The sequence below is a fragment of the Chromobacterium sp. INPA-IVC genome, assembly GCF_059047085.1.
In genome coordinates this window covers 137,094-159,130 of the sequence record NZ_JBTNLS010000005.1, presented here as the reverse complement: position 1 = coordinate 159,130, position 22,037 = coordinate 137,094, and the positions used below count along the sequence as shown (strand labels likewise).

The window sequence follows — 22,037 nt, the reverse complement described above, 5'->3', positions numbered from 1 at the left end:
TGCCGCAAAGGTACTCCATTTACCCGGGCTATCCGCCGTTTGCGGCCGACCCGGCGAAGCCATTTGCTATCCTGAACCAATCCCCCGGCAAGGAGCGGTCCATGGCACTCACCCAGCGGCAAATCAACCTGGTGCAGGAAAGCTTCGCCCAAGTGGAGCCGATCGCCGACGAAGCCGCCAGGCTGTTTTACGACAAGCTGTTCGAATACGCGCCCGATCTGCGCCCACTGTTCAAGAAAGACATGGCGGCGCAGCGGCAAATGCTGATGTCCGCGCTCAAACTGGCGGTCAAGGGACTGGACGACCTGGAACAATTGGCGCCGGTGCTGGGCAAACTGGCCGAGCGCCATGTCGATTACGGCGTGCGGCCCGGCGACTACACTCCGGTTGGCAACGCGCTGCTGTGGACGCTGAAACGGGGATTGGGCGACGAAAGGTGGTCGCAAGAGCTGCGCGCCGCCTGGGTGGACGCTTTCCGCCTAATGGCCGCGGCGATGAAACAAGCGGCTTATCCCGAATGCCGGGCATCATCCGACGCCGGCGAATAGGCTACGGGGGACGAAAAAAACCGCCGCTCCCAAGGGAACGGCGGTTTGACCTGCAGCGGAAAATCAGCGACAGCTGTCCGGCGTGCAGAACAGCGCGTCGTCGCCGGCGACTGCCGGCTTGGGCAGCTTCTCCGCCAGCGCGGCGGCCAGCTCGGCCGGCTTGCCCAGCCAGCCGGACAGCTCCAGCCGCTCCAGCTTGCCGTCCTGCTCCAGCACCACCGACGGGAACCCTCGCAAGCCCAAACGGCCCATCTGGCGGCGAGTGTCGTCGATGTGCGTTTCGGCCTCGTCTCGAGCGGACTGCCAGGCCGCCTGGAAGGATGCCGCATCCGCGCCCAGTTCGACCGCCAATTCGCTCAGCACCGAGAACTCGGCGATGCGCCGGCCTTCCTGGTAATGGGCTCGCTGGATGCGGGCCAGCATCGCCAGCGGCGCGATGCCCAGCCCAGGAGCGGCCAGCACCGCGGCGATCGGCGGATTCGACGCCAGCGGCGCGCCGATATCGTTCAGCAGGCCATCGTAGTAAGCGTCGCCGAAAGGCTGGCCGCTCATCTGGGCGATGCGCTTGTCGTGCGGCATCACGTAAGCGCGCCAGTCAGGGGTGATCGCGCGGCCCTCTTCCTCGTCTATCATGCCGCCGGCGTGCATTTCCACGCTGACGCCGGGCAGCGCGGCCGCTGCCTGCAGCAGCGGGGAGGCGCCGTAGCACCAGCCGCACAGCGGGTCGTAGAAGTAATGCAGTTTCATGCTGGTCACCACTTCATCTCGCCCTTGCGCACCTTGGCGCCCAGCTCCAGCGTGGAGACTTCGGCCGCGTTCGGGTAGGCCTGCTTCATCGCCTCGATCAGCTCGCCGCTGTTGCGGGTTTCCGCATTCTTGGCTTCGAAGGCCTTCAGGTAATCGCGGGTGTAGCGGATGGCGGACACGTCCATCTTGTCGCCGGCGATCATGTGGCCCGGCACCACCACTTCCGGCTTCAGCGCTTCCATGTCGTCCAACTGCTTGTACCAGCCCTTGCGTTCGGCGTCGTTCTGAGTGTCGGCGGTCCATACATGCATGCCGGAGTAGATGCCCACGTTGCCGACGATGGCGCGGATGGACGGAATCCACATATAGCCGCGGTGCGCCATCACGCCCTTGGTGTCTCGCAGCTCCAGCGCCTTGCCTTCCAGCATGATCTTGTCAGTCTTCAGCGCGGTCGGCAGCAGCGGCTTGGCTTGCGGCGCGTTGGCGCCCATCTTCGGGCCCCAGAACGCTACCTTGCCCTTCACGTTGCCCTTGATGTGGGCCAGCACTTCCGGCGCGGCCACCAGCTCGGCCTTGGGGAAGATCTGCTTCAGCACGGAAGCGCCGAAATAGTAGTCCGGATCGGCCTGGCTCACGTAGATGGTCTTCAGGTTCTTGCCGCTGTCCAGCACCTTGGCGGCGATGCGGTAGGCGTCGGCGCGGGTGAAGCCGGTGTCGATCAACACGGCGTCCTTGTCGCCGGTGACCAGCACGGAAGAAACATTGAAGCTGTTGCCGTCGGCGTTGTACACCGACAGTTTCAGGTCGCCCGCATGGGCGAAACCGGCGGCGGCGAGAGCGGCGGCGATCAGGGTTTGGCGGATCATAAGGTGACTCCTTGGTCTAATGCCGGCGCCCGCCGGCGGGTTGCACTGCGTTTCAGTGATGATGCGCACACTATAAGCGCAAGAATCGATCCAATAAATCGGCTAAACTGCACATTATTGTTTCTTAAATCGTGCAAATAAATGGACCGACTCACCGCCATGCAAGTCTTCGCCGAAGTCGCCCAGCTGGGCAGCTTCACCGCCGCCGGCGACAAGCTGGACATGTCCCGTCCGATGGTCACCCGCTATGTCGAAGAGCTGGAGCAATGGCTGGGCGTCCGCCTGCTGCAGCGCTCCACCCGCAAAGTCACCCTCACCGACGCCGGCCTCGCCTGCCTCGCCCGCTGCCGGCAAATGCTGGAGCTGGCCGACGAAGTGCGGGCGGATGCCGGCCAGCGCGACGGCCAGGTGCGCGGCCTGCTCCGGGTGGCGGCCAGCACCTCGTTCGGACTGGCGGTGCTGGGCGGCGCGGTGGCGGAGTTCGGCGAGCGCCATCCCCAGCTGCGGGTGGACCTGCAGCTGGGCGATCGCGCCGTCAACCTGATTGAAGAAAGAATAGACCTCGCCATCCGCATTACCAACGAGCCGGATCCCGGCCTGGTGGGAAGGCGGCTGTGCGACTGCCGCTCCTTGCTGGTGGCCGCGCCGTCCTACCTGGCCCGGCACGGCGCGCCGCAGAGTCCGGAAGACCTGGAGCGGCATCGCTGCCTCAGCTACAGCAACTTCGGCCGCAGCGAATGGAAACTGAACCGCGGCGGCGAAGAACGAAAAGTGCGGGTGTCCGGCAATATCAGCGGCAACGAGGCCAGCGCGCTATTGAGCGCGGCGGTGGCCGGCGCCGGCGTCGCGATGCAGCCCAGCTACCTGGCCGCGCATCACGTCAGCCGCGGCGAGCTGGTGGCGTTGCTGCCGGAATGGCAGCCGACCATCCTCGGCATACACGCGCTCTATCCGTCGCGGCGGCTGCTGCCGCTGGCGCTGCGCAGCCTGCTGGACTTCCTGGTGGACCGTCTGGGCGGGCCGCTGCCGCCATGGGACATTCCATCGGCGCTGGCCGGGCGCACCGCTTGAAAGGCGATACGCGGCCAGGCATTGCACGCCATGCCCTGCGTTCCTGACGCAGAATTCCGCAGCTATCCTCGACTTCCACGCTTATATCGATCAGTCATGCCTGCATAACTTTTGCTATCGGCTGTCGCAGGGCGATTGCCTGCGGCCGCAAGATCGCCTAAGCTCAGCTACAAGACCATCCCGGCAGCCAGGCCGGAGCCGCGCAAACCGTTTCAAGAAGTGGAATCAAGCCGATGTGCCAGCTGCTGGGCATGAATTGCAATACCCCGACCGATATCCTGTTTTCCTTCGAAGGCTTTCACCGCCGCGGAGGCCTCACCGACCACCATGCCGACGGCTGGGGCATCGCCTTCTTCGAAAACAAGGGCTGCCGCGTCTTCCTCGACGACAAACCGTCGGTGGAATCGCCGGTGGCCGATCTGGTGCGCCGCTACCCGATCAAGTCCGAAAACGTCATCGCCCACATCCGCAAAGCCACCCAGGGCGAGATCAATCTGGCCAACACCCATCCCTTCATGCGCGAGATGTGGGGCCAGTACTGGATCTTCGCCCATAACGGCAACCTGGAAAGCTTCAACCCCGGCCCCGGCGAGCACTACCGTCCGGTGGGCACCACCGATTCCGAGCGCGCGTTCTGCCATCTGATGGAAAAGCTGCGCGTCAAATGGTCGGAGCCTCCGGAGGAAGACGCGCTATTCGAAGAAGTGGCGAGGCTGGCCGCGGAGATCAGCGCCAGCGGCGTGTTCAATTTCATGCTGAGCAACGGCCAGTCGCTGTTCGTCCACTGCTCCACCAACCTGCACTACATCATCCGCCGCGCGCCGTTCAACACCGCCCACCTGGTGGACGACGACGTCAGCGTGGATTTCGCCTCCGTCACCACTCCGCGCGACCAGGTGGCGATGATCGCCACCCAACCGCTGACCGACAACGAGCGCTGGACCCCGCTGTCCCCGGGCGAGCTGATCCTGTTCCGCGACGGCGAGCCGCGCCTGATCCACAAACCGGCCGGCTGACACCGAGGCGGCGATAGGCGTTATGCTGAAGGGAACAGCCCGCAGCATGGACACGCCATGAGCCGCTTCGATCTCAGCCAGCCGCCGTTCGACACCCTCGCGCCCGCCGAGCGCGACGCGCTGGAAGCCCGCGCCGACATCGTCTACTTTCCCGACGACGCCCAAATCGTCGGCCCGGATCAACCGATGGACGCGCTGTACATGGTGATCAAGGGTGTAGCGGCCGAGCTTGCCGGCGACGAAACGCTGGGCCGCTATCGCATCCACGACGTCTTCGACGCCCGCTCGCTGGTGGCCGGCCGCGCCGCCAACCGCTTCGTCGCCGAGGAAGAAACGCTGCTGCTGGCCCTGCCCCGCGACGCGGTGCTGGCGCTGACCGACAGCAACCCGCGCTTCGGCGCCTATTTCTACGCCAGCGTCGCGGAAAAAATGGGCCTGCTCGCCCAGCGCGCCGGCAGCCGCGAACTGCAAACCCTGCTGTCCGCCACCGTGCGCGACGCCGGTTGCCGCCAGCCGGTTTTCGTCGATGCCGCCGCCAGCATCCGCGACGCCGCGCGCGCGATGAAGGAACAGCGCAGCAAATCGGTGCTGGTCCGCGACGGCGAAAGGCTGGGCATCTTCACCACCACCGACTGCCGCGACATCATTCTGGAAGGCGTGGACGGCGGCGAGCCGGTGGGCCGCCACAGCAGTTACCAGCTGTTGTGCATCGACAGGGACGACTTCCTGTTCAACGCCCTGCTGCTGATGACGCAACGCAATCTGCGCCGGCTGGTGGTGACCGAAAACGGCCAGGCGGTCGGCATCCTGGCCCAGGTGGACGTGCTGTCCTATTTCTCCAATCATTCCCACCTGATCGCCCAGCGGCTGGACCGCGCCGCCGATCTGGATGAATTGGCCGACATCGCCGGCCAGATCGACCGGCTGATCCGCATCCTGTCCGGCCATGGCGTGCGCCCTCCCCAATTGGGCCGGCTGGTGCAGGCGCTGAACGCCCGGCTGTTCGCCCGCGCCTGGCGCATGATCGCGCCGGCGAGGCTGGCGGAAAGCAGCTGTTTGCTGGTGATGGGGTCGGAAGGCCGCGGCGAGCAGATACTGAAGACCGATCAGGACAACGCGCTGCTGCTGCCGAATGCGGAAGACTTCCCGGAAGCCGCCGCCTGCTGCGAGGCGTTCTCGGCCGCGCTCGCCCGCTTCGGCTACCCGCCCTGTCCCGGCGGCGTGATGGTCAGCAATCCGCATTGGCGCCTGTCCCTCAGCGACATGCGCGACCGCATCCACCATTGGCTGACCCGTCCCGACGGCGAAAGCATGCTGCAATTGGCCATTTTCTGCGACGCCGAATCCGTATGCGGCGACGAGGCTTTGCTGGCGGATTGCCGCGGCTACCTGCGCGCGCGGCTGCAGGACGACGCCGGCTTCTTTTCCCGCTTCGCCCGCGCCATCGACCAATTCGACACTCCGCTCGGCCCTTTCTCGCGGCTGCGCACGCGGGAAAGCGGCGGCCGCGAGCTGCTGGACCTGAAAAAGGGCGGCATCTTTCCCCTGGTCCACGGCCTGCGCGCGCTGGCGCTGGAAAACGGCATCGACGCCGCCTCCAGCGCGGAGCGCGCCAGATTCCTGGCGGCAGCGGGCAAGCTGGAAGCCGGGCTCGCCGACGACATCCTGGAGGCGCTGGCCTTCCTGTCCCAGCTGCGGCTTGAACGCGGCCTGCGGCGGCTGGACGCCGGCGAGGCCCCCGACAATCTGATCGAGCCGGAGGCACTGTCCACGCTGGAGCGCGATCTGCTCAAGGACGCGCTGGCGGTGGCGAAGCGCTTCAAGGCCCAGTTGCGCCACCATTACCGGCTGGGGAGCTTCTGATGCTGGAGCGGCTGCGGCGGCGCTGGCTGCGCGCGCGGCTGCGCGATCCGGCCTGGAGCGGGCTTTTCGACGAGCCTGCGGACGAGATGGTCAGCCTGGACTGCGAGACCACCAGCTTGAACTCGGCCGAGGCCGAGCTGCTGTCGATCGGCGCGGTCAAGCTGCGCGGCAACCGCATTCTGCACAGCGAGGCGCTATACCTGCTGGTCAGGCCGGAGGGCATACCCAGCGCCGGCAATATCGCCGTGCACGGCCTGCGCCGCCGCGACCTGGCCGACGCCCTACCCCCGCGCGAGGCGATTCTCAGGCTGCTGGCTTTCATCGGCGGACGGCCGCTGCTGGGTTACTACCTGGAATACGACGTCGCCCTGCTCAACAAATACGTGAAGCCCTTGCTGGGCATCGGCCTGCCGCAACGGCAGATCGAACTCTCCGCCCGCTATTACGACTACCGCTTCCGCCTGCATCCGGACGCCCACATCGACCTCAGCCTGGACGCGCTGCACCGGGAACTCGGCGTGCCCGCCTTGCCGCGCCACGACGCGCTCAACGACGCGCTGAGCGCCGCGATGCTGTACCAGGCCCTGCGCAAGCGCGGCTTCGGTTAAAAGCCCCCGGCCAAGCCAAAGAAACCGCACTGGGCCCGCGAGGCTCGCATCCGCGCGAGTTTTCCCGGCCGCGCCTGCGCCGCAACATTTGTAAACATTTCCCTCGCTCGGCGCCGGCAACCTGGCACGCCTATTGCTGAACCACCCTCCGCCAAGTCGTTGTTTTCGATTGGAAAATCAGCAAAATAGCGATTTCCTCGGCGACAACGGCAAACATTGAACGGCAAGGCGGCAATAATTGCCGGCCGGACGGGAAGTCACTCCGACCGGCTGCCGCCAAGGACAGCAGCGGATCCGTGAAGCGCTGCCCGGCAACATCGTTTTCAAGGAGAAGCACCATGTCCGTCAGCAGCACCAATACTTCGAACGCCTATTGGCAGCAGATGCAGACGCAGCGCCAGCAGCGCCGCCAGGATTTCAACAGTCTGACCCAGTCCGTCCAACAAGGCGACATCGCCGGCGCGCAGCAGGCTCTGGCGGCGCTGCAGCAGTTGAATGGCTCGAACAGCAGCAGCAGTAGCAGCGGCGGCGACTTCAGCTCCGCGCTGAACAGCGCTCTCAGCGCGACGTCCTCCACGTCGGCCAGTTCCAGCTCCAGTTCCACTGATCCGTTCGCCGCGGTGAACGGCAGCCAAACCAGCAGCAGCGCAAGCAGCGCCGGGAGCTCCATCTCCTCCTTGCTGAACACGCTGGGCCAGGATCTGCAGTCCGGCAACATCAGCCAGGCTCAGCAAGACTTCCAGCAATTGCAGCAAGGCCTGCAGGCCGACGGCACCCAGCAAGCCAGCGGACAGCACCATCACCACCACCATCACGGCGGCGGCGGCGAGCAACAAAACGACAGCGGCCTGCAAAGCCTGCTGAATGCCGCCAATGGCAGCCAATCCCAATCCTCCGGGACCACCGGCTCCACCAACTCGACCAGCGCCCAGCAACTGCAGGCCGCATTGAGCCTGTATCAGGCGAATGCCGGCACCAACGATATCAGCAGCCTGTTGATGTCGATGTCGGTCTGAAATGGACGCGCGGCGCGGGACCTGCCCGCGACCGCCGCGTGCTAATGATAGGGAGCCAGCAGGCGGCGCATCTCCTGCTGGCCTTCCGCCGACTCGCAAGCCTGCCGCAACCTGCCCATCGCGTCCGCATCGCGCGCCAGCGCGCTGAATTTCGAGACATAAATCCTCAGCGGCTGCGCGTCCAGCGGCCATTCTCCCAGCGCCTTCCCCGCCAGGCCCGCCTCATCCAGCACATTGCCGCAGCCGGGCCTTACGCAGACGGTGGCGTCCAGCCTGCCCGCCGCCAGCATCTTCGCGCCTTGATCCATATCGCCCAGAAGCACTCTGACATGCGGCACCGCGCGGTCAAAGGCATCCAGCGTGTGGCTGCCTCTCAGCTCTCCGACGGCGAGTCCGGCGAAGCTGCGCGCCGATGGATGCGCGCGCCCCGGCTCCAGCCGGTAAACCAGCGAGACCCTGAGCTTCGCCACTTCGCAGATGGAGATGCCGTAACGCTCCCTCTCTTCGGTGGGGATGCCCAGATTGATCGCGTTGGCTCCGCTGCGCATGCCGTCTATCACCCGCAGATAGGGTCTGACCTCGGCCTTGATCGGCACGCCGGTCTGCGCCGCCAGGAAACGGACGAAATCCGGACCGACGCCTCGATCGCTGTCGGCCACGCCCCACGGCTCCACTGCGAGCGTGTAGGAATGGAACAACACAGGCTCCGCGGCCGCAGTTGCGGCAGCGGCGGCCAGAACCAGCCAAACAAGCCGCAGTTTCATCGTCTCTCCCGACCTGAGCGGCGGCGGTCCGGCAACGCATCCGCGCGCTCCGGGCCTCCGCTCGGACCACTTTCGTCAGTGTAGCCCAGCCGCTATCCTCCACCGCGCCGCCTCCCTGACCAATTAATGCCAAAAGCATTATTTCCATTTGAATATTCATTTCCGAAAGAAAAATATTCATCAAAAGATGTTGCCTGCATATAAAAGCGGCGTAAAATGCAACGGCGTTCACTCTCAAACAAAAAGGCATTCGATCATGAAACCCGGTAATGCCGACGCGGACGGCCCCAGTCCCCGCAATCTGCTGCAATACTGGCTGCGCAAGCTCAACGGTTCCCGCCTGAGCGCACATGACAAACTGCATTTCGAACCGCTGCAAGAGGACCTCCTGCTCAATCTGATGGTGGCGGCCTGCATCCTGATGCTGGCGCTGTACGCCTACTTCGCCCGTTAAGACCCGCTAACAAAACCCCTGATCCCGCGTTGCGCCTCCTTGTCGCACGATGAGTACTGCCTGCGTCGGCGCGCCTTGGCTCAGGTTCTCTGCGAGGTTTTGTTAGCGGCTCTAAGCGGTCCTGGCTGTTCCCGCGCGACAAGCTCTCCGCTTCGAACTATCCTGTCTGCGTCATGTCACCGTACTGAAGCCAAAACAGAGGAAACGATAATGAGACTGTCCGCACTGACACTATGCTGCGTCCTGGGATTCAGCCTGCCGGCCTTGGCCGACAGCGCCGACAATCTGTTCACCGTGCCGCTGGACGCCTTCCAGCCCGGCAAGATGGTGCCCGGCCAGCGCGTGTACCAGAAACCCGGCGTGGATCTGAAGGCTTATCATTCGGTGTTGCTGGAACCCTTGCTCTTTCTGCGCCAGGCGGATGACGGCAGCTGGGAATTGCTGCAGGCGGGAGACGAAAACGCGATCGTCGGCTACTTCCATGATCGGATGCAGGCGGAACTGAAAGCCGCCGGCGTAGAGGAAGCGCTGCAGCCGGCGACGGGCGTCGCCCGGTTGCGGGTAGCCGTCACCGGCGTGAGCCAGGACAGGCCCGGTGTCAACGCCATCGATCTGCTGCCGGTCAAGGCTGTGTTCAATCTGGCCCGCCTGGCCACCGGCAAGGAGCCCTACCTGCTGAAGATCGCGAGCATGGCGCAACTGGAGGATGCCCAGGACGGCGGCCTGCTGGCCGGCACCGTCAACCTGCGCCAGAACGAAAAGAACAAGATCAAGGAACAGCCGATGACGCTGGACCTGATCAAGCCGCTGATAGACGAATGGTGCCGCCAGAGCGCGCGCCAGCTGGCCGCCCATCTGGGCAAGGCCCCTTGACTCACAGCGGCTTGCGCATGAACACGCTGTGCGGGTCTTCGCGGTAATCGCCGAAAGGCGGGCAGAAATCGTAGCCGGCGCGCTGGTACAAAGCGATCGCCTCATGCTGATGGATGCCCGTCTCCAGCATCACCACCGCGCAGCCCCTGGCGCGCGCCTGCTCCTCCAGGAATGACAGCACGGCCCGCGCCGCGCCCTTGCCGCGGCATTCCGGTTTGACGAATACCCGCTTGAGCTCGCCGAATTCCGGCCCGCACCATACTGCGCCGCATCCCAGCGCCGCGTCGTCCCTCCCTCGAATCACGGCGAAAGCCACTTCCGGCTTCAACAGCGCCGACACATCCACCCCGTAATGGCACTCCGGCGGATACAAGGGTTTCTGGTAGGCGTCCAGCTCGTCGATCAAGGCCAGCACTTCGGGCTGATCCGGGCGCTCCAGCCTGATCGACACCCTGTTCGCCGCCCCATCGATGTCTGGTCTTGTTCTTTCTTGCAAGCGCATCCTGTTTCCTTGGCTATTGTTATCAATCAATCCGGTTTCATCCCGCCATCCGGCCGCGATACTTGACGAATCCCCGCTTGGCGTCGCCGTGGAAGCCAGCGCGCAGAAAGAAACGATGCGCGTCCTCCCTGCCAATCGAGCTGAGCAGCATGATCTTGGAGCAATCTCGCGCCAGACTGCGCCGCTCGGCCTCGCGCAGCAGCATCGCGCCCAAGCCGCGGCCGCGCCAGCGCGCGTCCACCACCAGGTTCTCCAGCACGGCGAACGGCTGCTCGCCGTACATGATGTCCTCGCAAAAACCGAGCCAGGCGGTACCGGCCAGCTCGCCGCCGCACTCGCACACCAGCACCTGCGCCCGTTCGCCGCCCGCCAAGGCATCCAGCCGCTCCGGCAACACCCGCGTGCGCGCGTCACCGGTCAACTGACGATACAGGGCCGCCAGCGCGTCGGCATCCGCGCCGGCGGCGAGCCTTATTTCAACCGGATGCCCCGCCCTGGCGCATTCATGCATGCCAGAATTCTCCAATGACAAGGCCCGCCTCGCGGCGGGCCCAGTGTGTCTGAAAACGGCAATCTAGCAGAAAATGGCGGCAGCGGCAGCCAAACAAATGACAACAGGGAATCGCATCAGGAAGCCTGGTCCGCCAACTGTTGCCAGGTCTCGTCCTGCTGCCACCGGCGACACCACTCCATCACCTTGTCGGCCTCCATCGGCCGGGCGATGCCGTAACCCTGGGCATAGCGGCAGCCAATCCGGCGCAGCAGGGCGGCATGCTCCATCGTTTCCACGCCTTCGGCGATCGCCTTGCGGGCGAAAATGGAAGCCAGCTCGATCACGCCCTCGACGATGCGCCTGTCGTCCGGGCTATCTATCATGTCGTGGACAAAACTGTTGTCTATCTTCAGCGTATCCACCGGCAACCGGCGCAGATGAGTCAGCGACGCATGGCCGGTGCCGAAGTCATCCAGCGCGAAATGCACGCCCAGTTCGCGGCAGCGCTGCAGCACCCGTATGGTTTGCTCGACATCGCCGGACGCGCTCTCCACGATCTCCAGCTCCAGATGCCAGGGCGGCACGTTGGGATAGCGTCCCAGCACGGCGGACAGTTGCTGGCCGAAATCGGCTCGCAGCAGGTAGTTGGTGCTGACATTGGTACTGATATTGACGTGGAAGCCGGCCTCCGCCCATCGCGACACCTGGCTGAGCGCGGCATCCAGCACCCACAGGCCGAAAGCGGCCTCCAGTTCGTTGCCGGACAGGTGAGGCAGGAACTCCGCCGGCGCCAGCAGCCCGCGCCTGGGGTGGCGCCAGCGTATCAACGACTCCACGCTGATGATCTCGCCGCTCTGCAGATCCACCACCGGTTGGTAGAACAGCGTGAACTCGTCGCGGACCAGCGCCTGGCGCAACAGCTCCAGGAACTGGCGGTGCTCCTGCGCCTTGCGGTCGTTTTCCGGGTCGAACAGCTGGTAGCGGTTCTTGCCCGCGTCCTTGGCCAAATACATCGCCTGATCGGCGTGGCGCAGCAGCGTGTCCGGATCGACATTGTCCTGCGGGTACAGGCTGACGCCTATGCTGGCCGTGACGCTGACCGCCGCGTCGCCCACCGGCATCGGCCGCGATGCGGTGGCCAGCACCCGGTCCAGCACCAGCATGCACTCCTCCGGCCCTCCCACCTCCGACAGCAGCACCACGAACTCGTCGCCCCCCAGCCGCGCCAGCGTATCGTCGCCGCGCAGAATGGCCTTGAGATTGTTGCTGACCGCCACCAGCAGCTGGTCTCCCACCGCATGGCCGTATTTGTCGTTGACGGCCTTGAAGCCGTCCAGATCCAGGAAGCACACCGCGCAGGACTTGCCGCTGCGGTTGGCGCGCACGATGGCCTGCCGCAGCCGGTCGGACAGCAGGCGGCGGTTGGGCACCCCGGTCAGCGGATCGTAATGCGCGACGCGGTCCAGCTCGGCCTCGTGCTGCTTGAGCTGGGTGATGTCGGAAAAAATGCCGATATAGTGCTGCACCTCCCCTTGTTCGTCGCGCACCACGGAAATCGACAGCAGCTCGGCGTAGAGTTCGCCGTTCTTGCGGCGGTTCCACAGCTCGCCGCGCCAGAAATCGTGGCCTTTGACCGAGTTCCACAGCTCCTCGTAGAAGCTGATCGGCTGCTTGCCGGAAGACAGCAGGCTGGGCTTCTGTCCTATCGCCTCTTCGGCGCTGTAGCCGGTGATGCGGGAGAAGGCGTTGTTGACCTTGGTGATCACGCCGTCCGGGCTCACCATCAGGATGCCTTCATAGCTGCTGTCGAACACCGCGGCGGCTTCCTTCTGCGTCTGCTCGAACACCTTGCGCTCGGTGATGTCGGTATGGGTGCCGGACATCATCAGCGGCTCGCCCTGCTCGCTCCGCTCCACCACCCGGCCGCGCGACAGGATCCAGCGCCAGTCGCCGCCGCGGGTCCGGCAGCGCACTTCCACCTCATGGCTGTTCAGTTCGCCGCGCAGATTGCGCTGGATGGAGTCCCGGACCAGAGCCACGTCCTCCGGATGCAGATGCTCGTACCAGTTGTCCGCCGTGATATGCATCTCGCCGGGACCGTAACCCAGCATGCTTTCCCAGCGCGGGCTGATCTGAAAGCGGTTGGTTTTCAGGTTCCAGTCCCAGAAACCCTGGTCGGAGCCGGCGATCACCCGCGCCAGCTGGCGCTCGCGGTCGCGCAGCTCCTGCTCGGCGCGGTGCTGTTCGGTGAGGTCGCGGCCGAAGGCGATATAGCGGCCGTCCTTCATCTTGCCTGAGGTCAGGTCCACGCTGACCGAGCCGCCCTTCTTCAGCCGCAGCTTCCACTCGAAACGCAGGAAGGAGCCGTTGTTGATCTTGGCCAGATGTTCGGCCAGCATGCCCAGGCACTCTGGCGCCACCAGATCGTGGATGTGCATGTCGCGCAATTCATCCAGGCTGTGTCCGGTCAGACGGCAGCCGGCGGGATTGGCGAAGATGAAATAGCCGTCGACGTCGGTGACCCAGATCGCGTCGCCGGCTTCGTTCAACACCAGCCTCAAGTCCTCGTCGGCGCGCTTGCGCTCGGTGATGTCGGACAAATTGCCGACCAGCCGCACCGCGGCGCCGCGCTCGTCCCACTCCACCGCGCGGCCCCTCACCTGAAGCCAGCGCACGCCCTCGTCCTGCTTGGCCAGCCGGAAATCGATTTCTATCTTCGGGCTCTTGCCGCGGCGATGCGCCTCTATCGCCTGCAATACATAAGGCAGGTCGGCAGGATGCACCATCTGGCGGAAGAAGCGGAAATCGCCGCTGTCCTCCTCCGGCTGGGTGCCGGTCACTTCGTAGTAGCGGGAAGAGCGGTATACCTTGCCGCTGCGCAGATCCCAATCCCAGAAGCCGTCGCTGGTGGCCTCGGCCACCAGTTGCAGACGGTTTTCGCTGGCCTTGACCTGCATCGACATCTGCTTGCGCTCGGTGATGTCCTGCATGGTGCCGTACAGCCCGACGATGGCGTTCTCCTCGCCGCGCCGCGCCTCGCCCCGCATCGTCAGCCAACGGCTTTCTCCGTCCGCGCGCAGCAACTCCACGTCGCACTCGTAGCCCATGCCCATCAGCCTGCAGCGGCCTATCGCCTCCGACAGCTGTTCCCAGCCTTCGTCGCTGAAAAACCGCCGCATCGCCGGATAGCCGGGCGGCCCGAAGCGTTCAACCAGGCCGAACAGGCGATAAGCCTCCGGCGACCAGTAATGGCGGTCCTCAACCAGATCCCAGCTCCAGCTGCCGATGCCGGCCAGCTGCTGCGCCTGCTGCAGCATCGTCTCGTTTTCGCGCAGCAGGTTCTCGGCCTGCTTTTGCCGGCTGATGTCGCGCGAAATGCCGAACAGCCCGCCCAATTGCCCTTCCTGGTTGTAAACCGGCCCCTTGGTCACCAGAAACACCATCCGCTCTCCGCTGGGCAGCGTCAGATTCTCTTCCAGGGTCTGCACCCGGCCGTTCTGCATGATCAGCCGGTCCTGAATGATCAGCTCTTTGGCGGTTTCCTCGTCGAACAGCTCGCGGTCGTCCTTGCCTATCACGTCGCGGCCGGTTTTGCCGACAAAGGCCAGCGCGGCATGGTTGGCCAGCAGATAGCGGCCTTGCACATCCTTGATGAACACCGCGTCGGACGTGCTTGTCACCACGGCGTCAAGCAGCGCCCGGTGCATGACGACCCGCTCCAGCGCCTGGCGCAGCTTGGCGCAAAGCAAGCTCGCCGCCAGGCCATTCACCGCCAGAAACAATAATTGCAGCTTGCTGTGCCACGGCGCCTGAGCCACGTGCAGATGGGGTTCCGCCAGCCAATCCGCAGCCAGCACCGCCAGCGCGGTGGCGAGCAGGCCGGGGCCGAGGCCGCCCATGCCGGCGCCCAGGATGATGGGCAATATCAGCAGGATCAGCATCGGGTGCGCGTCCAGCTCAGGCCCCATCAGGAATGGCCGCAGCGCCAGCGCGCCGCCCAGCAGCGCCAGCACCGCCGGATAAGCGAGCCAGCCGCTTCGGCGGCCCGGCTGCATGCCCTTGGCCAGATTGCCCAGCCAGGCCAGCTGCGCGATGCCGTCGCCGGACGGCACCGCCCTCAGCGCCAGCGACAGCAGGATGGAAGTCAGCAGAACGAAGAAGACGCCCTTGGCGATGGAAAGGGGAAGCGCGCGGGAAGCATCCATTCCGGCCAGCAGCTGATCGGAGAAAAAAATCCAGGCCAGCGCGAACAGCGCATAGCTGGGCACCGCCAGCAGAATGAATCTGGTTCGCGCGTTGCTTGCCATTGAGAGCCCCCTGAGCCCGGCGCCGGCCGGGTCTGTCGTCCTCCGCGCCGCGCTGCCGGCGGAGCCTTGTCCAACGTCCACCGAAGCGGACTGCATGCCGTCCGTTTCGTTCGGATTCGTTCCATACAGGTATAGCATTCGCCTCGCCCGCTGCCGCGGCGGGAAGACAAACAGGCATTCAAATCATCCTAGCCTGAACTATGCTGAGCGAAGAATCGTTGTCGCGAGAGGTAACCGGGGATGGAGTTTCTGTTCGATCTGGATGATCCCCTGCAGTGTCTGGAGCATATCTACCAGTTTCTCAGCCCGATGGTAGTGGCCTTTCATCCGAAAAAAAGCGCAGGCCGGACCGGCCCCTGTTTCGGCAGCGGCCTGCTGCTGAGCTACCGTGGCGAAAAGTTCATCGTCACATCCGAAGCCGTGCTGTCCGCCGCCTGCGTCAATCACGGCCAGAACGTGGTGGCCAGCAACGGCTCGCAGCAATGGCCGTTGCTGCAGCTGCGTTGCGCCAGCCCCCAGCATCTGGACCTGGCGGCGATACATCTGCCGGCCGACTGGCTGGTCCGCCATCCGGTGGAAAACTGTTTCGAGCTGGACCACGGCGCCCTGCCCGATCCGATGGCCAGCGCCTTCACCCTGCTACTGGGCTATCCGGTCAGCAACGGCCGGCCCGCCGGCCAGCTGAATTCAGCGATCGGCGTGGTGTCGCGGCCATACAGCAGCAACACCCGCCGCAACCAGGTGGCGCAGCCCTTGTTCGTCGAGTTCGACAGCCGCGACATCCTCAGCCGCTGCCGGCTGGACAAATCTACGCTGCAGGCCTTCTACCAGCTGAGCGGCGCGCCGGCGATCAGCCTGTACCACTCGTTCCAGCAGGACAGCAACCGCCTGACCGCCTATCTGCAAGGCGTGGTGGTGGAGTGGGACCATGCCCGCATCGGCGCCACCGTGACCTCGTCCGCGTTGCTGTCCGGTTTTCTGGACGGCTTCCTGCTGCGGCTGCGGCAGGACGGCGAGGCCGCGCCGCCGGAGCTGGCCGAACTGCTCGCCCGCTTCCGCCACTAGCGCCGCTGGCGCACGCTCAAGGCGCCGGCCCGCGCGCGATCAAGGTTTTTGCCGGCGGGCCATCTCGCCGGCCAGCGCCCTGGCTCGCGCATCCCCGCCGCCTTCCAGGCCTGCCCGCACGCTCTGGCGGGTCGCTTCGTCCTGGTTCTGGCTGAGCTTGTACTTGCCGTCCAGCCGGCTCACCGTCAACTCTATGCCGACGATGGCGCGCAGCATCTTGTCCAGATAGTCGGCCGGCGCGTCGGCTACTTGCCAGGGCAAAGGGAAACCCGCCTCGCGCCGGACCGTCAACTCTTCCAGCAGTTGTCGCAGCCACTGTGGATCGTCCACCGCCCGCAGCCGCCCCCTGGCGTGCGCCACCATATAGTTCCAGGTGGGCACCACCTTGCCGTGCTCGGCCTTGGCCGGATACCAGGACGGGCTGATGTAGGCGTCGTCGCCCTGGAACACCGCCAGCGCTTGCGGCTCCGCCTCCAGCAGCCGCCACAGGGGATTGGCGCGCGCCACATGGCCCCTCAGCCTCAGCGCGCCGTCCTCTTCCACCGCCAGCAACGGCAGGTGGTTGGCCAGCGGGCCGTCCTCGCCGTTGATCGCCACGGTGGCCAGCGGCCGGGCGCGAATCAGGCTCAGCAAAACGGCAGGATCCGCCTCGACGAAATGGCTAGGCTGGTACATGATGGGCTCCCGGGAAAAATCACGACATTACAAGCAGGCGTCATCGCCCGGCAAGCGCTTCCGCCGCGATATAATGACAACAGTATTGCCAATCCATTTCGAGAAATCCATGTCCAGAAAACCGCGCGTCCGCTCCGGCAGCGGCGTCACCATGCACGACGTGGCCAAGGCGGCCGGCGTCAGCGCCATCACCGTATCCCGGGTGCTGAATCAACCGCAGCAGGTTTCCGAAGCGCTGCGCGAAAAAGTGATGCAGGCGGTCGACGCGCTGGCCTATGTGCCCAGCCGCTCCGCCAGCACGCTGGCCTCGGCGAGATCGCGGACGGTGCTGGTGCTGATTCCCTCGCTGGCCAACACCGTGTTCCTGGAGACGCTGGCCGGCATCGAAACGGTGCTGGACGCCGCCGGCTACCAGATGCTGATCGGCAACAGCCATTACGACGCAGGCCAGGAGCTGCAGCTGCTGCGCGCCTATCTGCAGCACCGGCCCGACGGCGTGCTGATCACCGGCCTCAGCCACGCCGAGCCGTTCGAGCGCATCCTGAGCCAGCACGCGCTGCCGGCGGTCTACATGATGGATCTGGCCGACGACGGCCGCTGCTGCGTGGGCTTCTCGCAGGAGGAGGCCGGGGCCGCCATCACCCGCCACCTGCTGTCGCGCGGCAAGCGCCGCATCGGCTTTCTCGGCGCCCAGCTGGACGAACGGGTGATGAAGCGCCTGGAAGGCTACCGCGCGGCGCTGGACGCGGCCGGCTGCCGCGACGCCGGGCTGGAATGGCTGGACCCTCAGCCCTCCAGCATGCAGATGGGCGCCGACATGCTGGACGCGGCGCTGGCGCAGCGCCCGGACTGCGACGCGCTGTTCTGCTGCAACGACGACCTGGCGATCGGTGCGCTGTCGCGCAGCCAGCAGCTGGGGCTGGATGTGCCGGGGCGGCTGGCCATCGCAGGCTTCAACGACCTGCAGCCGTCGGCCTGGTGCACGCCCACGCTGACCACGGTGGCCACGCCGCGCCGCGACATCGGCGTCCATGCCGCCCGCGCCCTGCTGCGGCTGATAGATGGCGAGGAGCCGGAATCGCGCCGCGCCGACCTGGGCTTCCAGCTGATGCTGCGCCGCAGCAGCTGAAAGCCCGCGCCCGCGCGGCTTTCCGCCTCAGGCCGCGATGTTGCTATCCCACTACAGCGCCGCGCGGACAAAACGCAAAACTTGATCCAACTGCTTGTTGTGAACTTTTTGTTAGCGCTAACATCAATGCCATCCAGCCGGGCTTGTTCCGGCTATCCTTCAACACAAAATGTTAGCGCTAACATGAAAAACGGCAATATCGTGGTGATGGGCGTGGCCGGCTGCGGCAAAAGCAGCGTGGGCCGCCTGCTGGCCGAGGCCATCGGCGCCAGCTTCATCGAAGGCGACAGCTTCCACCCCCCCGAGAACATCGCGCGGATGCGAGAAGGCATTCCGCTGAACGACGGCGACCGCGCCGGCTGGCTGGCCAATCTGGCAGACAAGCTGCGCCAGGGCCGCGAGAGCGGCGAACCCATGGTGCTGGCCTGCTCGGCGCTCAAGCGCCGCTACCGCGACGTGCTGCGCGGCGGCGATCCCGGCCTGCGCTTCGTCCATTTGTTCGGCGACAAGACGCTGATCGCCGAGCGCATGCGCGAGCGCAGCGGCCACTTCATGCCGGAAAGCTTGCTGGACAGCCAGTTCCGCGACCTGGAAGCCCCGGGCGCCGACGAAGCCGCGATTCCCTGCGACGTCGCCCTGCCGCCAGACGCGCTGCTGCGGCGCATCCTGGCGGAGCTGGACTGAACCCAACCGTTTCAACGCAAAGGCAGTATCAAAGAGGAGAACAACAATGAACGCCCCGTCCCCACAACAATTCAAGGTTCCCGCCCGCCGCTGGCGCATAGGCGGGCTCTTGGGCATAGGCATCCTGGTCAATTACTTCGACCGCATCAGCCTGTCGGTGGCCGCGCCGCAGTTGCAGCAGGAGTTCGGCCTCAGCAACGGCCAACTCGGCCTGTTGTTCAGCGCCTTCTTCTGGAGCTACGCGCTGCTGCAGATTCCCACCGGCGTGATTCTGGACCGCTTCGGCACCACCCGCATCGGCCGCCTGGGCGCGCTGCTATGGGGCGTGGCCGCCACTCTCACCGCCTGCGCCGGCGGCTTCGCCGGCATCTTCGCCGCCCGCATGCTGCTGGGCGTCGCCGAAGCGCCGGGCTTCCCGGTCAGCTCCAAGGCCACCGGCTACTGGTTTCCCCGCCGCGAACGGGCGATGGCCACCGCCATCTTCGACGCCGCCGCCAAGTTCTCCAATGTGATCGGCGTGCCGATGGTCGCCTTGGCGGTGGTGCACCTGGGCTGGCGCTGGGGCTTCGGCGTGTCCGCCATCCTGAGCGTGCTGTACTTCATCGCCTTCTATCTGATCTACCGCGACCCCAGCGCCGACAAAAACCTGAGCGAAGCCGAGCGCCAATACATCATCCAGGGCGGCGCGGCCGAGGAAGGCGTCAGCCAGCAAAGCTCGATGGCGATGCTGGGCTACCTGCTGCGCCAGCGCAAGGTGTGGGGGCTGTCCATCGGCTTCGCCGCCTACGGTTACGTGTTCTACCTGTTTTTGACCTGGCTGCCCGGCTACCTGGTGCAGGCGATGCATATGGACATCCTGAAGTCCGCGTGGTTTTCCGCCATCCCGTGGATGTTCGCCACCCTGTCCGACCTGTTCGTCGGCGGCTGGCTGATCGACAAGCTGATCGCCCGCGGCCACGATGAAACCCGCGTGCGCAAGACGGTGCTGCTGTGCGGGATGGCCATGGGCATGGCGGTGTTCGGCGCGACGACCACCACCGATCCCTACATCGCCATCATCTGGATCACCATCGCGCTCAGCGGCCTGGCCGCCGCCGCGCCGGTGGGCTGGTCGCTGCCGTCCCTGATCGCGCCGCGCGGCGGCACCGGCACCGTCGGCGGCATCATGAACTTCGCCAACAATATGATGGGCGCGGTCGCCCCCATCGTCACCGGCTTCATCGTCGGCGCCACCCACTCCTTCGCCAACGCCTTCATGGTGGCAGGCTTCATGCTGGTGATCGGCATCCTGGCCTTCGTCTTCCTGCTGGGCCGCATCGAACAACTGCCCGAGCCCGGCGCAGTTTCAGACTAGGGCACGTTTAACAGGCTCTGCGCTTGCCGTCTCCGCACTTGCCGCACAAATCGCGCGGTTTGGGAGTCGGCGGCGCAGGCTTGGGATGCGATTTAGTCGATGCGCCGCCGCAAAATTGGTTCACTTGCACCATAAACTGGCCAGCGACTCCCTTCACAAGGAGCTCGTCCTTCTTATCATCCAGAAACTTGTCGATCAGCTTTTTCGCCGCTTCGACCATGATCTCCTTCCCCCCTTCCACCGCATTCTTCAACAACTCCGACTTCAATGCCGAGGCATCCTTCACCATGATCGCGCCTGCCGCGGCGAATTTATCGATCAAGGAAACCAAACCGGAAAGCGGAATCGCACCCTTCTTCGCAGCCCCGCTGCCCTCCGGATAAGACTCCACTGCCAGACGCAGCAAGATCAAACCGTCCTTTCCCGCAATCTGCGGCCCCATGCTTCCCACCACGCCAGCAGTCTGCGCGTCCCGAGCGTTGTTGGCGGCCTGCTCCGACGCAGCTCTCAACTCCGCTTTCGCCTCGCGCTCAATTCGCAACTGGAAAAACGCCAATCCATAATGAGCAGCGGCGCATAGCAAAACAATCAGCAGTAGAGCCCTCCACATCGACCGAATCAAATCCAGCACGATGTCCAAGCGCATCGTTCTCGCGTTTTCCGATTCAGCAGCGCGCTCCCGCCCTTCCTTAAACTGCGCCTCGAGAACTGCCAGTCTCTCGGAAAGCTCCAATTCGCGCTTTGAACTTCTTTCCTCTTCGCGTTCCTGCATTGCCAGCCTCCATCATTTGGATCATTCCAGAATATGCATTTAATTTTAAAATCATTCTTTCATGCCAAAAGCATCAAGAAAAGTCATATTCACGCGGCAGAAAAAAGAAAACCCGCCGAAGCGGGCGGGTGGAGATGGACGGACAGGGGCAATCGGCTCAACTCTCCAGCCCCAGCCTCTTCGGCAGCATGCGCAGCGCCTCGGCGTTGGATGGCGAGAACGCCAGCTCGGCAGCCTCATCCCACGGCAGCCAGCGATAACCCAGATGCTCGCGCGGTGCCAGCGCCACCTCGCAGGGCTCGGGCAGCAGCAGGCCGAACACGTGCTCGTCGTTGTGGGTGACGCCGTCCGGGTAGCGGTGGCGCCAGTGCGGGTAGATTTCGTAGCGATTGACCAGATGCCAGTCGCTCAGCTCGAAACGGGATGCGTCCAGGCCGGTTTCCTCCGCCACTTCGCGGCGGGCGGTGTCGATCAGGTCTTCGCCGCCTTCGCGGCTGCCGGTCACCGACTGCCAGTAGCCGGGCTTGTCCGCCCGCTCCATCAGCAAGGCCCGGCCATCGCGGCTGTGTATCACCACCAGCACCGACACCGGCTGCTTGCTGCCCATTTAAAGCTTGCCTCCCTGGGCGCCGGGCGCGGCCAGCATGCCGGCCAGCTCCACCGCCGACTTGACGCCCATCTTCTCGAACACCCGCGAACGGTGGACCTCCACCGTCTTCATGCTGATGCTGAGCTCCTCGGCGATCTGCTTGTTCAGCTTGCCGGCAAGGATCAGCTGCATCACCTCGCGCTCGCGCTCGGTCAGCAGCGCCAGCGCCGCCGACACTTTGCGCTGCAGGCCGTGGCGCTGGCGGTTCTGCTCGTCCAGCTCCACCGCCGCCGCCGCGCGCTCCAGCAGGCGCACGTCGTCGAACGGCTTCTCGATGAAGTCGAGCGCGCCCAGCTTCAGCGCCGCCACCGCGTGCGGCACGTCGCCGTGCGCGGTCAGCATGATCACCGGCGGGCAGTACGGCCAGTGCGCCAGTTTCTCCAGCAGCACGATGCCGCTGATGCCGGACAGCCGCAGATCCAGGACGATGCCGTTGTAGTCCTGGCCGTGGCCATCGGCCAGAAAGGCCTCGCCGCTGTCGAAGCCGTCGGCGCGGTAGCCCTGGCCATCCAGCAGCCACAGCAGCGACTGCCGCACCGCCTCGTCGTCGTCGATGATGGCCAGCCGTTTCGCGCTCATGA

23 protein-coding genes are annotated in these 22,037 nt (G+C 65.1%); 12 read left to right on the top strand and 11 right to left on the bottom strand.

Features of this window, described 5'->3' with window-relative positions:
* Positions 1 to 101 precede the first annotated feature (101 nt).
* On the top strand, positions 102 to 548 hold the full coding sequence (locus ACX17K_RS10495) for a globin family protein (RefSeq protein ID WP_343479201.1): 447 nt from the start codon (positions 102 to 104) through the stop codon (positions 546 to 548).
* A gap of 63 nt (positions 549 to 611) precedes the next feature.
* Here ACX17K_RS10495 and ACX17K_RS10490 read toward each other — a convergent pair whose 3' ends face one another.
* Together ACX17K_RS10490 and ACX17K_RS10485 are read right to left on the bottom strand one after the other, a co-directional pair.
* Complete coding sequence (locus tag ACX17K_RS10490; RefSeq protein ID WP_493774740.1) at positions 612 to 1,295, bottom strand: DsbA family protein; 684 nt, start codon at positions 1,293 to 1,295, stop codon at positions 612 to 614.
* 5 nt (positions 1,296 to 1,300) lie between these two features.
* Positions 1,301 to 2,161, bottom strand: a complete 861-nt coding sequence (locus ACX17K_RS10485; protein ID WP_493774739.1) for an MBL fold metallo-hydrolase — start codon at positions 2,159 to 2,161, stop codon at positions 1,301 to 1,303.
* A 141-nt stretch (positions 2,162 to 2,302) separates the two neighbouring features.
* Here ACX17K_RS10485 and ACX17K_RS10480 point away from each other — a divergent pair, with 141 nt between their 5' ends.
* The 4 genes from ACX17K_RS10480 to ACX17K_RS10465 all read left to right on the top strand — a co-directional run bounded on the left by ACX17K_RS10480 (position 2,303) and on the right by ACX17K_RS10465 (position 6,719).
* Positions 2,303 to 3,232, top strand: a complete 930-nt coding sequence (locus tag ACX17K_RS10480; protein ID WP_493774738.1) for a LysR family transcriptional regulator — start codon at positions 2,303 to 2,305, stop codon at positions 3,230 to 3,232.
* Positions 3,233 to 3,465: 233 nt separating this feature from the next.
* The gene (locus ACX17K_RS10475) at positions 3,466 to 4,248 is read left to right on the top strand and encodes a class II glutamine amidotransferase (protein WP_493774737.1); all 783 of its coding nucleotides are present in this window, start codon (positions 3,466 to 3,468) and stop codon (positions 4,246 to 4,248) included.
* 57 nt (positions 4,249 to 4,305) lie between these two features.
* On the top strand, positions 4,306 to 6,111 hold the full coding sequence (locus ACX17K_RS10470) for a putative nucleotidyltransferase substrate binding domain-containing protein (RefSeq protein WP_493774736.1): 1,806 nt from the start codon (positions 4,306 to 4,308) through the stop codon (positions 6,109 to 6,111).
* Positions 6,111 to 6,719: a 3'-5' exonuclease gene (locus ACX17K_RS10465; RefSeq protein ID WP_493774735.1), complete on the top strand. Its 609-nt coding sequence runs from the start codon at positions 6,111 to 6,113 to the stop codon at positions 6,717 to 6,719. Before ACX17K_RS10470 ends, ACX17K_RS10465 begins: the two co-directional genes overlap by 1 nt.
* Positions 6,720 to 6,849: 130 nt before the next feature.
* On the opposite strand, the gene ACX17K_RS10460 is transcribed toward ACX17K_RS10465, so the two are convergent.
* Positions 6,850 to 7,074: a hypothetical protein gene (locus ACX17K_RS10460; protein ID WP_493774734.1), complete on the bottom strand. Its 225-nt coding sequence runs from the start codon at positions 7,072 to 7,074 to the stop codon at positions 6,850 to 6,852.
* On the opposite strand from ACX17K_RS10460, the gene ACX17K_RS10455 reads away from it, so the two are divergent.
* Positions 7,058 to 7,735 carry a hypothetical protein gene (locus tag ACX17K_RS10455; protein WP_493774733.1) on the top strand — a complete coding sequence of 226 codons (678 nt, stop codon included), beginning with the start codon at positions 7,058 to 7,060 and terminating at the stop codon, positions 7,733 to 7,735. The genes ACX17K_RS10460 and ACX17K_RS10455 overlap by 17 nt on opposite strands.
* Before the next feature lie 41 nt (positions 7,736 to 7,776).
* Here the strand turns inward: ACX17K_RS10455 and ACX17K_RS10450 are convergent, their stop codons facing one another.
* Complete coding sequence (locus ACX17K_RS10450; RefSeq protein WP_493774732.1) at positions 7,777 to 8,499, bottom strand: substrate-binding periplasmic protein; 723 nt, start codon at positions 8,497 to 8,499, stop codon at positions 7,777 to 7,779.
* A 256-nt stretch (positions 8,500 to 8,755) separates the two neighbouring features.
* Here ACX17K_RS10450 and ACX17K_RS10445 point away from each other — a divergent pair, with 256 nt between their 5' ends.
* Positions 8,756 to 8,953, top strand: coding sequence for a hypothetical protein (locus ACX17K_RS10445; RefSeq protein ID WP_493774731.1), 198 nt, complete (start codon positions 8,756 to 8,758; stop codon positions 8,951 to 8,953).
* A 210-nt stretch (positions 8,954 to 9,163) separates the two neighbouring features.
* Positions 9,164 to 9,826, top strand: a complete 663-nt coding sequence (locus tag ACX17K_RS10440; protein ID WP_493774730.1) for a DUF3313 domain-containing protein — start codon at positions 9,164 to 9,166, stop codon at positions 9,824 to 9,826.
* A 1-nt stretch (position 9,827) separates the two neighbouring features.
* Here ACX17K_RS10440 and ACX17K_RS10435 read toward each other — a convergent pair whose 3' ends face one another.
* The 3 genes from ACX17K_RS10435 to ACX17K_RS10425 all read right to left on the bottom strand — a co-directional run bounded on the left by ACX17K_RS10435 (position 9,828) and on the right by ACX17K_RS10425 (position 15,128).
* The gene (locus ACX17K_RS10435) at positions 9,828 to 10,277 is read right to left on the bottom strand and encodes a GNAT family N-acetyltransferase (RefSeq protein WP_493774729.1); all 450 of its coding nucleotides are present in this window, start codon (positions 10,275 to 10,277) and stop codon (positions 9,828 to 9,830) included.
* A gap of 88 nt (positions 10,278 to 10,365) precedes the next feature.
* Positions 10,366 to 10,839, bottom strand: coding sequence for a GNAT family N-acetyltransferase (locus tag ACX17K_RS10430; RefSeq protein ID WP_493774728.1), 474 nt, complete (start codon positions 10,837 to 10,839; stop codon positions 10,366 to 10,368).
* A gap of 116 nt (positions 10,840 to 10,955) precedes the next feature.
* A complete protein-coding gene (locus ACX17K_RS10425; protein WP_493774727.1) occupies positions 10,956 to 15,128 on the bottom strand; it encodes a sensor domain-containing protein in 4,173 nt (1,390 codons plus the stop codon).
* A 240-nt stretch (positions 15,129 to 15,368) separates the two neighbouring features.
* Between ACX17K_RS10425 and ACX17K_RS10420 the strand changes: the two genes are divergently transcribed.
* On the top strand, positions 15,369 to 16,193 hold the full coding sequence (locus tag ACX17K_RS10420) for a hypothetical protein (protein ID WP_493774726.1): 825 nt from the start codon (positions 15,369 to 15,371) through the stop codon (positions 16,191 to 16,193).
* Between the two features lie 39 nt (positions 16,194 to 16,232).
* Here ACX17K_RS10420 and ACX17K_RS10415 read toward each other — a convergent pair whose 3' ends face one another.
* Positions 16,233 to 16,868 (bottom strand): FMN-binding negative transcriptional regulator, encoded by a 636-nt coding sequence (locus tag ACX17K_RS10415; protein WP_493774725.1) that lies wholly within the window; start codon positions 16,866 to 16,868, stop codon positions 16,233 to 16,235.
* A gap of 109 nt (positions 16,869 to 16,977) precedes the next feature.
* Between ACX17K_RS10415 and gntR the strand changes: the two genes are divergently transcribed.
* The 3 genes from gntR (at position 16,978) to ACX17K_RS10400 (ending at position 20,035) form a co-directional block, all read left to right on the top strand.
* Complete coding sequence (gntR, locus tag ACX17K_RS10410; RefSeq protein ID WP_493774724.1) at positions 16,978 to 17,997, top strand: HTH-type transcriptional regulator GntR; 1,020 nt, start codon at positions 16,978 to 16,980, stop codon at positions 17,995 to 17,997.
* 183 nt (positions 17,998 to 18,180) lie between these two features.
* Entirely contained in the window at positions 18,181 to 18,681 is a 501-nt protein-coding gene (locus ACX17K_RS10405) for a gluconokinase (RefSeq protein WP_493774723.1), read from the top strand.
* Positions 18,682 to 18,727: 46 nt separating this feature from the next.
* Positions 18,728 to 20,035 (top strand): MFS transporter, encoded by a 1,308-nt coding sequence (locus ACX17K_RS10400; protein ID WP_493774722.1) that lies wholly within the window; start codon positions 18,728 to 18,730, stop codon positions 20,033 to 20,035.
* A 7-nt stretch (positions 20,036 to 20,042) separates the two neighbouring features.
* Here the strand turns inward: ACX17K_RS10400 and ACX17K_RS10395 are convergent, their stop codons facing one another.
* The 3 genes from ACX17K_RS10395 to ACX17K_RS10385 all read right to left on the bottom strand — a co-directional run bounded on the left by ACX17K_RS10395 (position 20,043) and on the right by ACX17K_RS10385 (position 22,035).
* Positions 20,043 to 20,807: a hypothetical protein gene (locus ACX17K_RS10395; RefSeq protein ID WP_493774721.1), complete on the bottom strand. Its 765-nt coding sequence runs from the start codon at positions 20,805 to 20,807 to the stop codon at positions 20,043 to 20,045.
* A 157-nt stretch (positions 20,808 to 20,964) separates the two neighbouring features.
* Positions 20,965 to 21,414, bottom strand: a complete 450-nt coding sequence (gene nudB, locus ACX17K_RS10390; RefSeq protein WP_493774720.1) for a dihydroneopterin triphosphate diphosphatase — start codon at positions 21,412 to 21,414, stop codon at positions 20,965 to 20,967.
* On the bottom strand, positions 21,415 to 22,035 hold the full coding sequence (locus ACX17K_RS10385) for a response regulator transcription factor (RefSeq protein ID WP_493774719.1): 621 nt from the start codon (positions 22,033 to 22,035) through the stop codon (positions 21,415 to 21,417).
* Positions 22,036 to 22,037 lie beyond the last annotated feature (2 nt).

Excerpts from the sequence above, each read along its gene's own strand:
- ACX17K_RS10495 (WP_343479201.1), top strand. The coding sequence starts at position 102 with ATGGCACTCACCCAGCGGCAAATCAACCTGGTGCAGGAAAGCTTCGCC.
- ACX17K_RS10490 (WP_493774740.1), bottom strand. The coding sequence starts at position 1,295 with ATGAAACTGCATTACTTCTACGACCCGCTGTGCGGCTGGTGCTACGGC.
- ACX17K_RS10485 (WP_493774739.1), bottom strand. The coding sequence starts at position 2,161 with ATGATCCGCCAAACCCTGATCGCCGCCGCTCTCGCCGCCGCCGGTTTC.
- ACX17K_RS10480 (WP_493774738.1), top strand. The coding sequence starts at position 2,303 with ATGGACCGACTCACCGCCATGCAAGTCTTCGCCGAAGTCGCCCAGCTG.
- ACX17K_RS10475 (WP_493774737.1), top strand. The coding sequence starts at position 3,466 with ATGTGCCAGCTGCTGGGCATGAATTGCAATACCCCGACCGATATCCTG.
- ACX17K_RS10470 (WP_493774736.1), top strand. The coding sequence starts at position 4,306 with ATGAGCCGCTTCGATCTCAGCCAGCCGCCGTTCGACACCCTCGCGCCC.
- ACX17K_RS10465 (WP_493774735.1), top strand. The coding sequence starts at position 6,111 with ATGCTGGAGCGGCTGCGGCGGCGCTGGCTGCGCGCGCGGCTGCGCGAT.
- ACX17K_RS10455 (WP_493774733.1), top strand. The coding sequence starts at position 7,058 with ATGTCCGTCAGCAGCACCAATACTTCGAACGCCTATTGGCAGCAGATG.
- ACX17K_RS10450 (WP_493774732.1), bottom strand. The coding sequence starts at position 8,499 with ATGAAACTGCGGCTTGTTTGGCTGGTTCTGGCCGCCGCTGCCGCAACT.
- ACX17K_RS10445 (WP_493774731.1), top strand. The coding sequence starts at position 8,756 with ATGAAACCCGGTAATGCCGACGCGGACGGCCCCAGTCCCCGCAATCTG.
- ACX17K_RS10440 (WP_493774730.1), top strand. The coding sequence starts at position 9,164 with ATGAGACTGTCCGCACTGACACTATGCTGCGTCCTGGGATTCAGCCTG.
- ACX17K_RS10430 (WP_493774728.1), bottom strand. The coding sequence starts at position 10,839 with ATGCATGAATGCGCCAGGGCGGGGCATCCGGTTGAAATAAGGCTCGCC.
- ACX17K_RS10425 (WP_493774727.1), bottom strand. The coding sequence starts at position 15,128 with ATGGCAAGCAACGCGCGAACCAGATTCATTCTGCTGGCGGTGCCCAGC.
- ACX17K_RS10420 (WP_493774726.1), top strand. The coding sequence starts at position 15,369 with ATGGAGTTTCTGTTCGATCTGGATGATCCCCTGCAGTGTCTGGAGCAT.
- ACX17K_RS10415 (WP_493774725.1), bottom strand. The coding sequence starts at position 16,868 with ATGTACCAGCCTAGCCATTTCGTCGAGGCGGATCCTGCCGTTTTGCTG.
- gntR (WP_493774724.1), top strand. The coding sequence starts at position 16,978 with ATGTCCAGAAAACCGCGCGTCCGCTCCGGCAGCGGCGTCACCATGCAC.
- ACX17K_RS10405 (WP_493774723.1), top strand. The coding sequence starts at position 18,181 with ATGAAAAACGGCAATATCGTGGTGATGGGCGTGGCCGGCTGCGGCAAA.
- ACX17K_RS10400 (WP_493774722.1), top strand. The coding sequence starts at position 18,728 with ATGAACGCCCCGTCCCCACAACAATTCAAGGTTCCCGCCCGCCGCTGG.
- ACX17K_RS10395 (WP_493774721.1), bottom strand. The coding sequence starts at position 20,807 with ATGCAGGAACGCGAAGAGGAAAGAAGTTCAAAGCGCGAATTGGAGCTT.
- nudB (WP_493774720.1), bottom strand. The coding sequence starts at position 21,414 with ATGGGCAGCAAGCAGCCGGTGTCGGTGCTGGTGGTGATACACAGCCGC.
- ACX17K_RS10385 (WP_493774719.1), bottom strand. The coding sequence starts at position 22,035 with ATGAGCGCGAAACGGCTGGCCATCATCGACGACGACGAGGCGGTGCGG.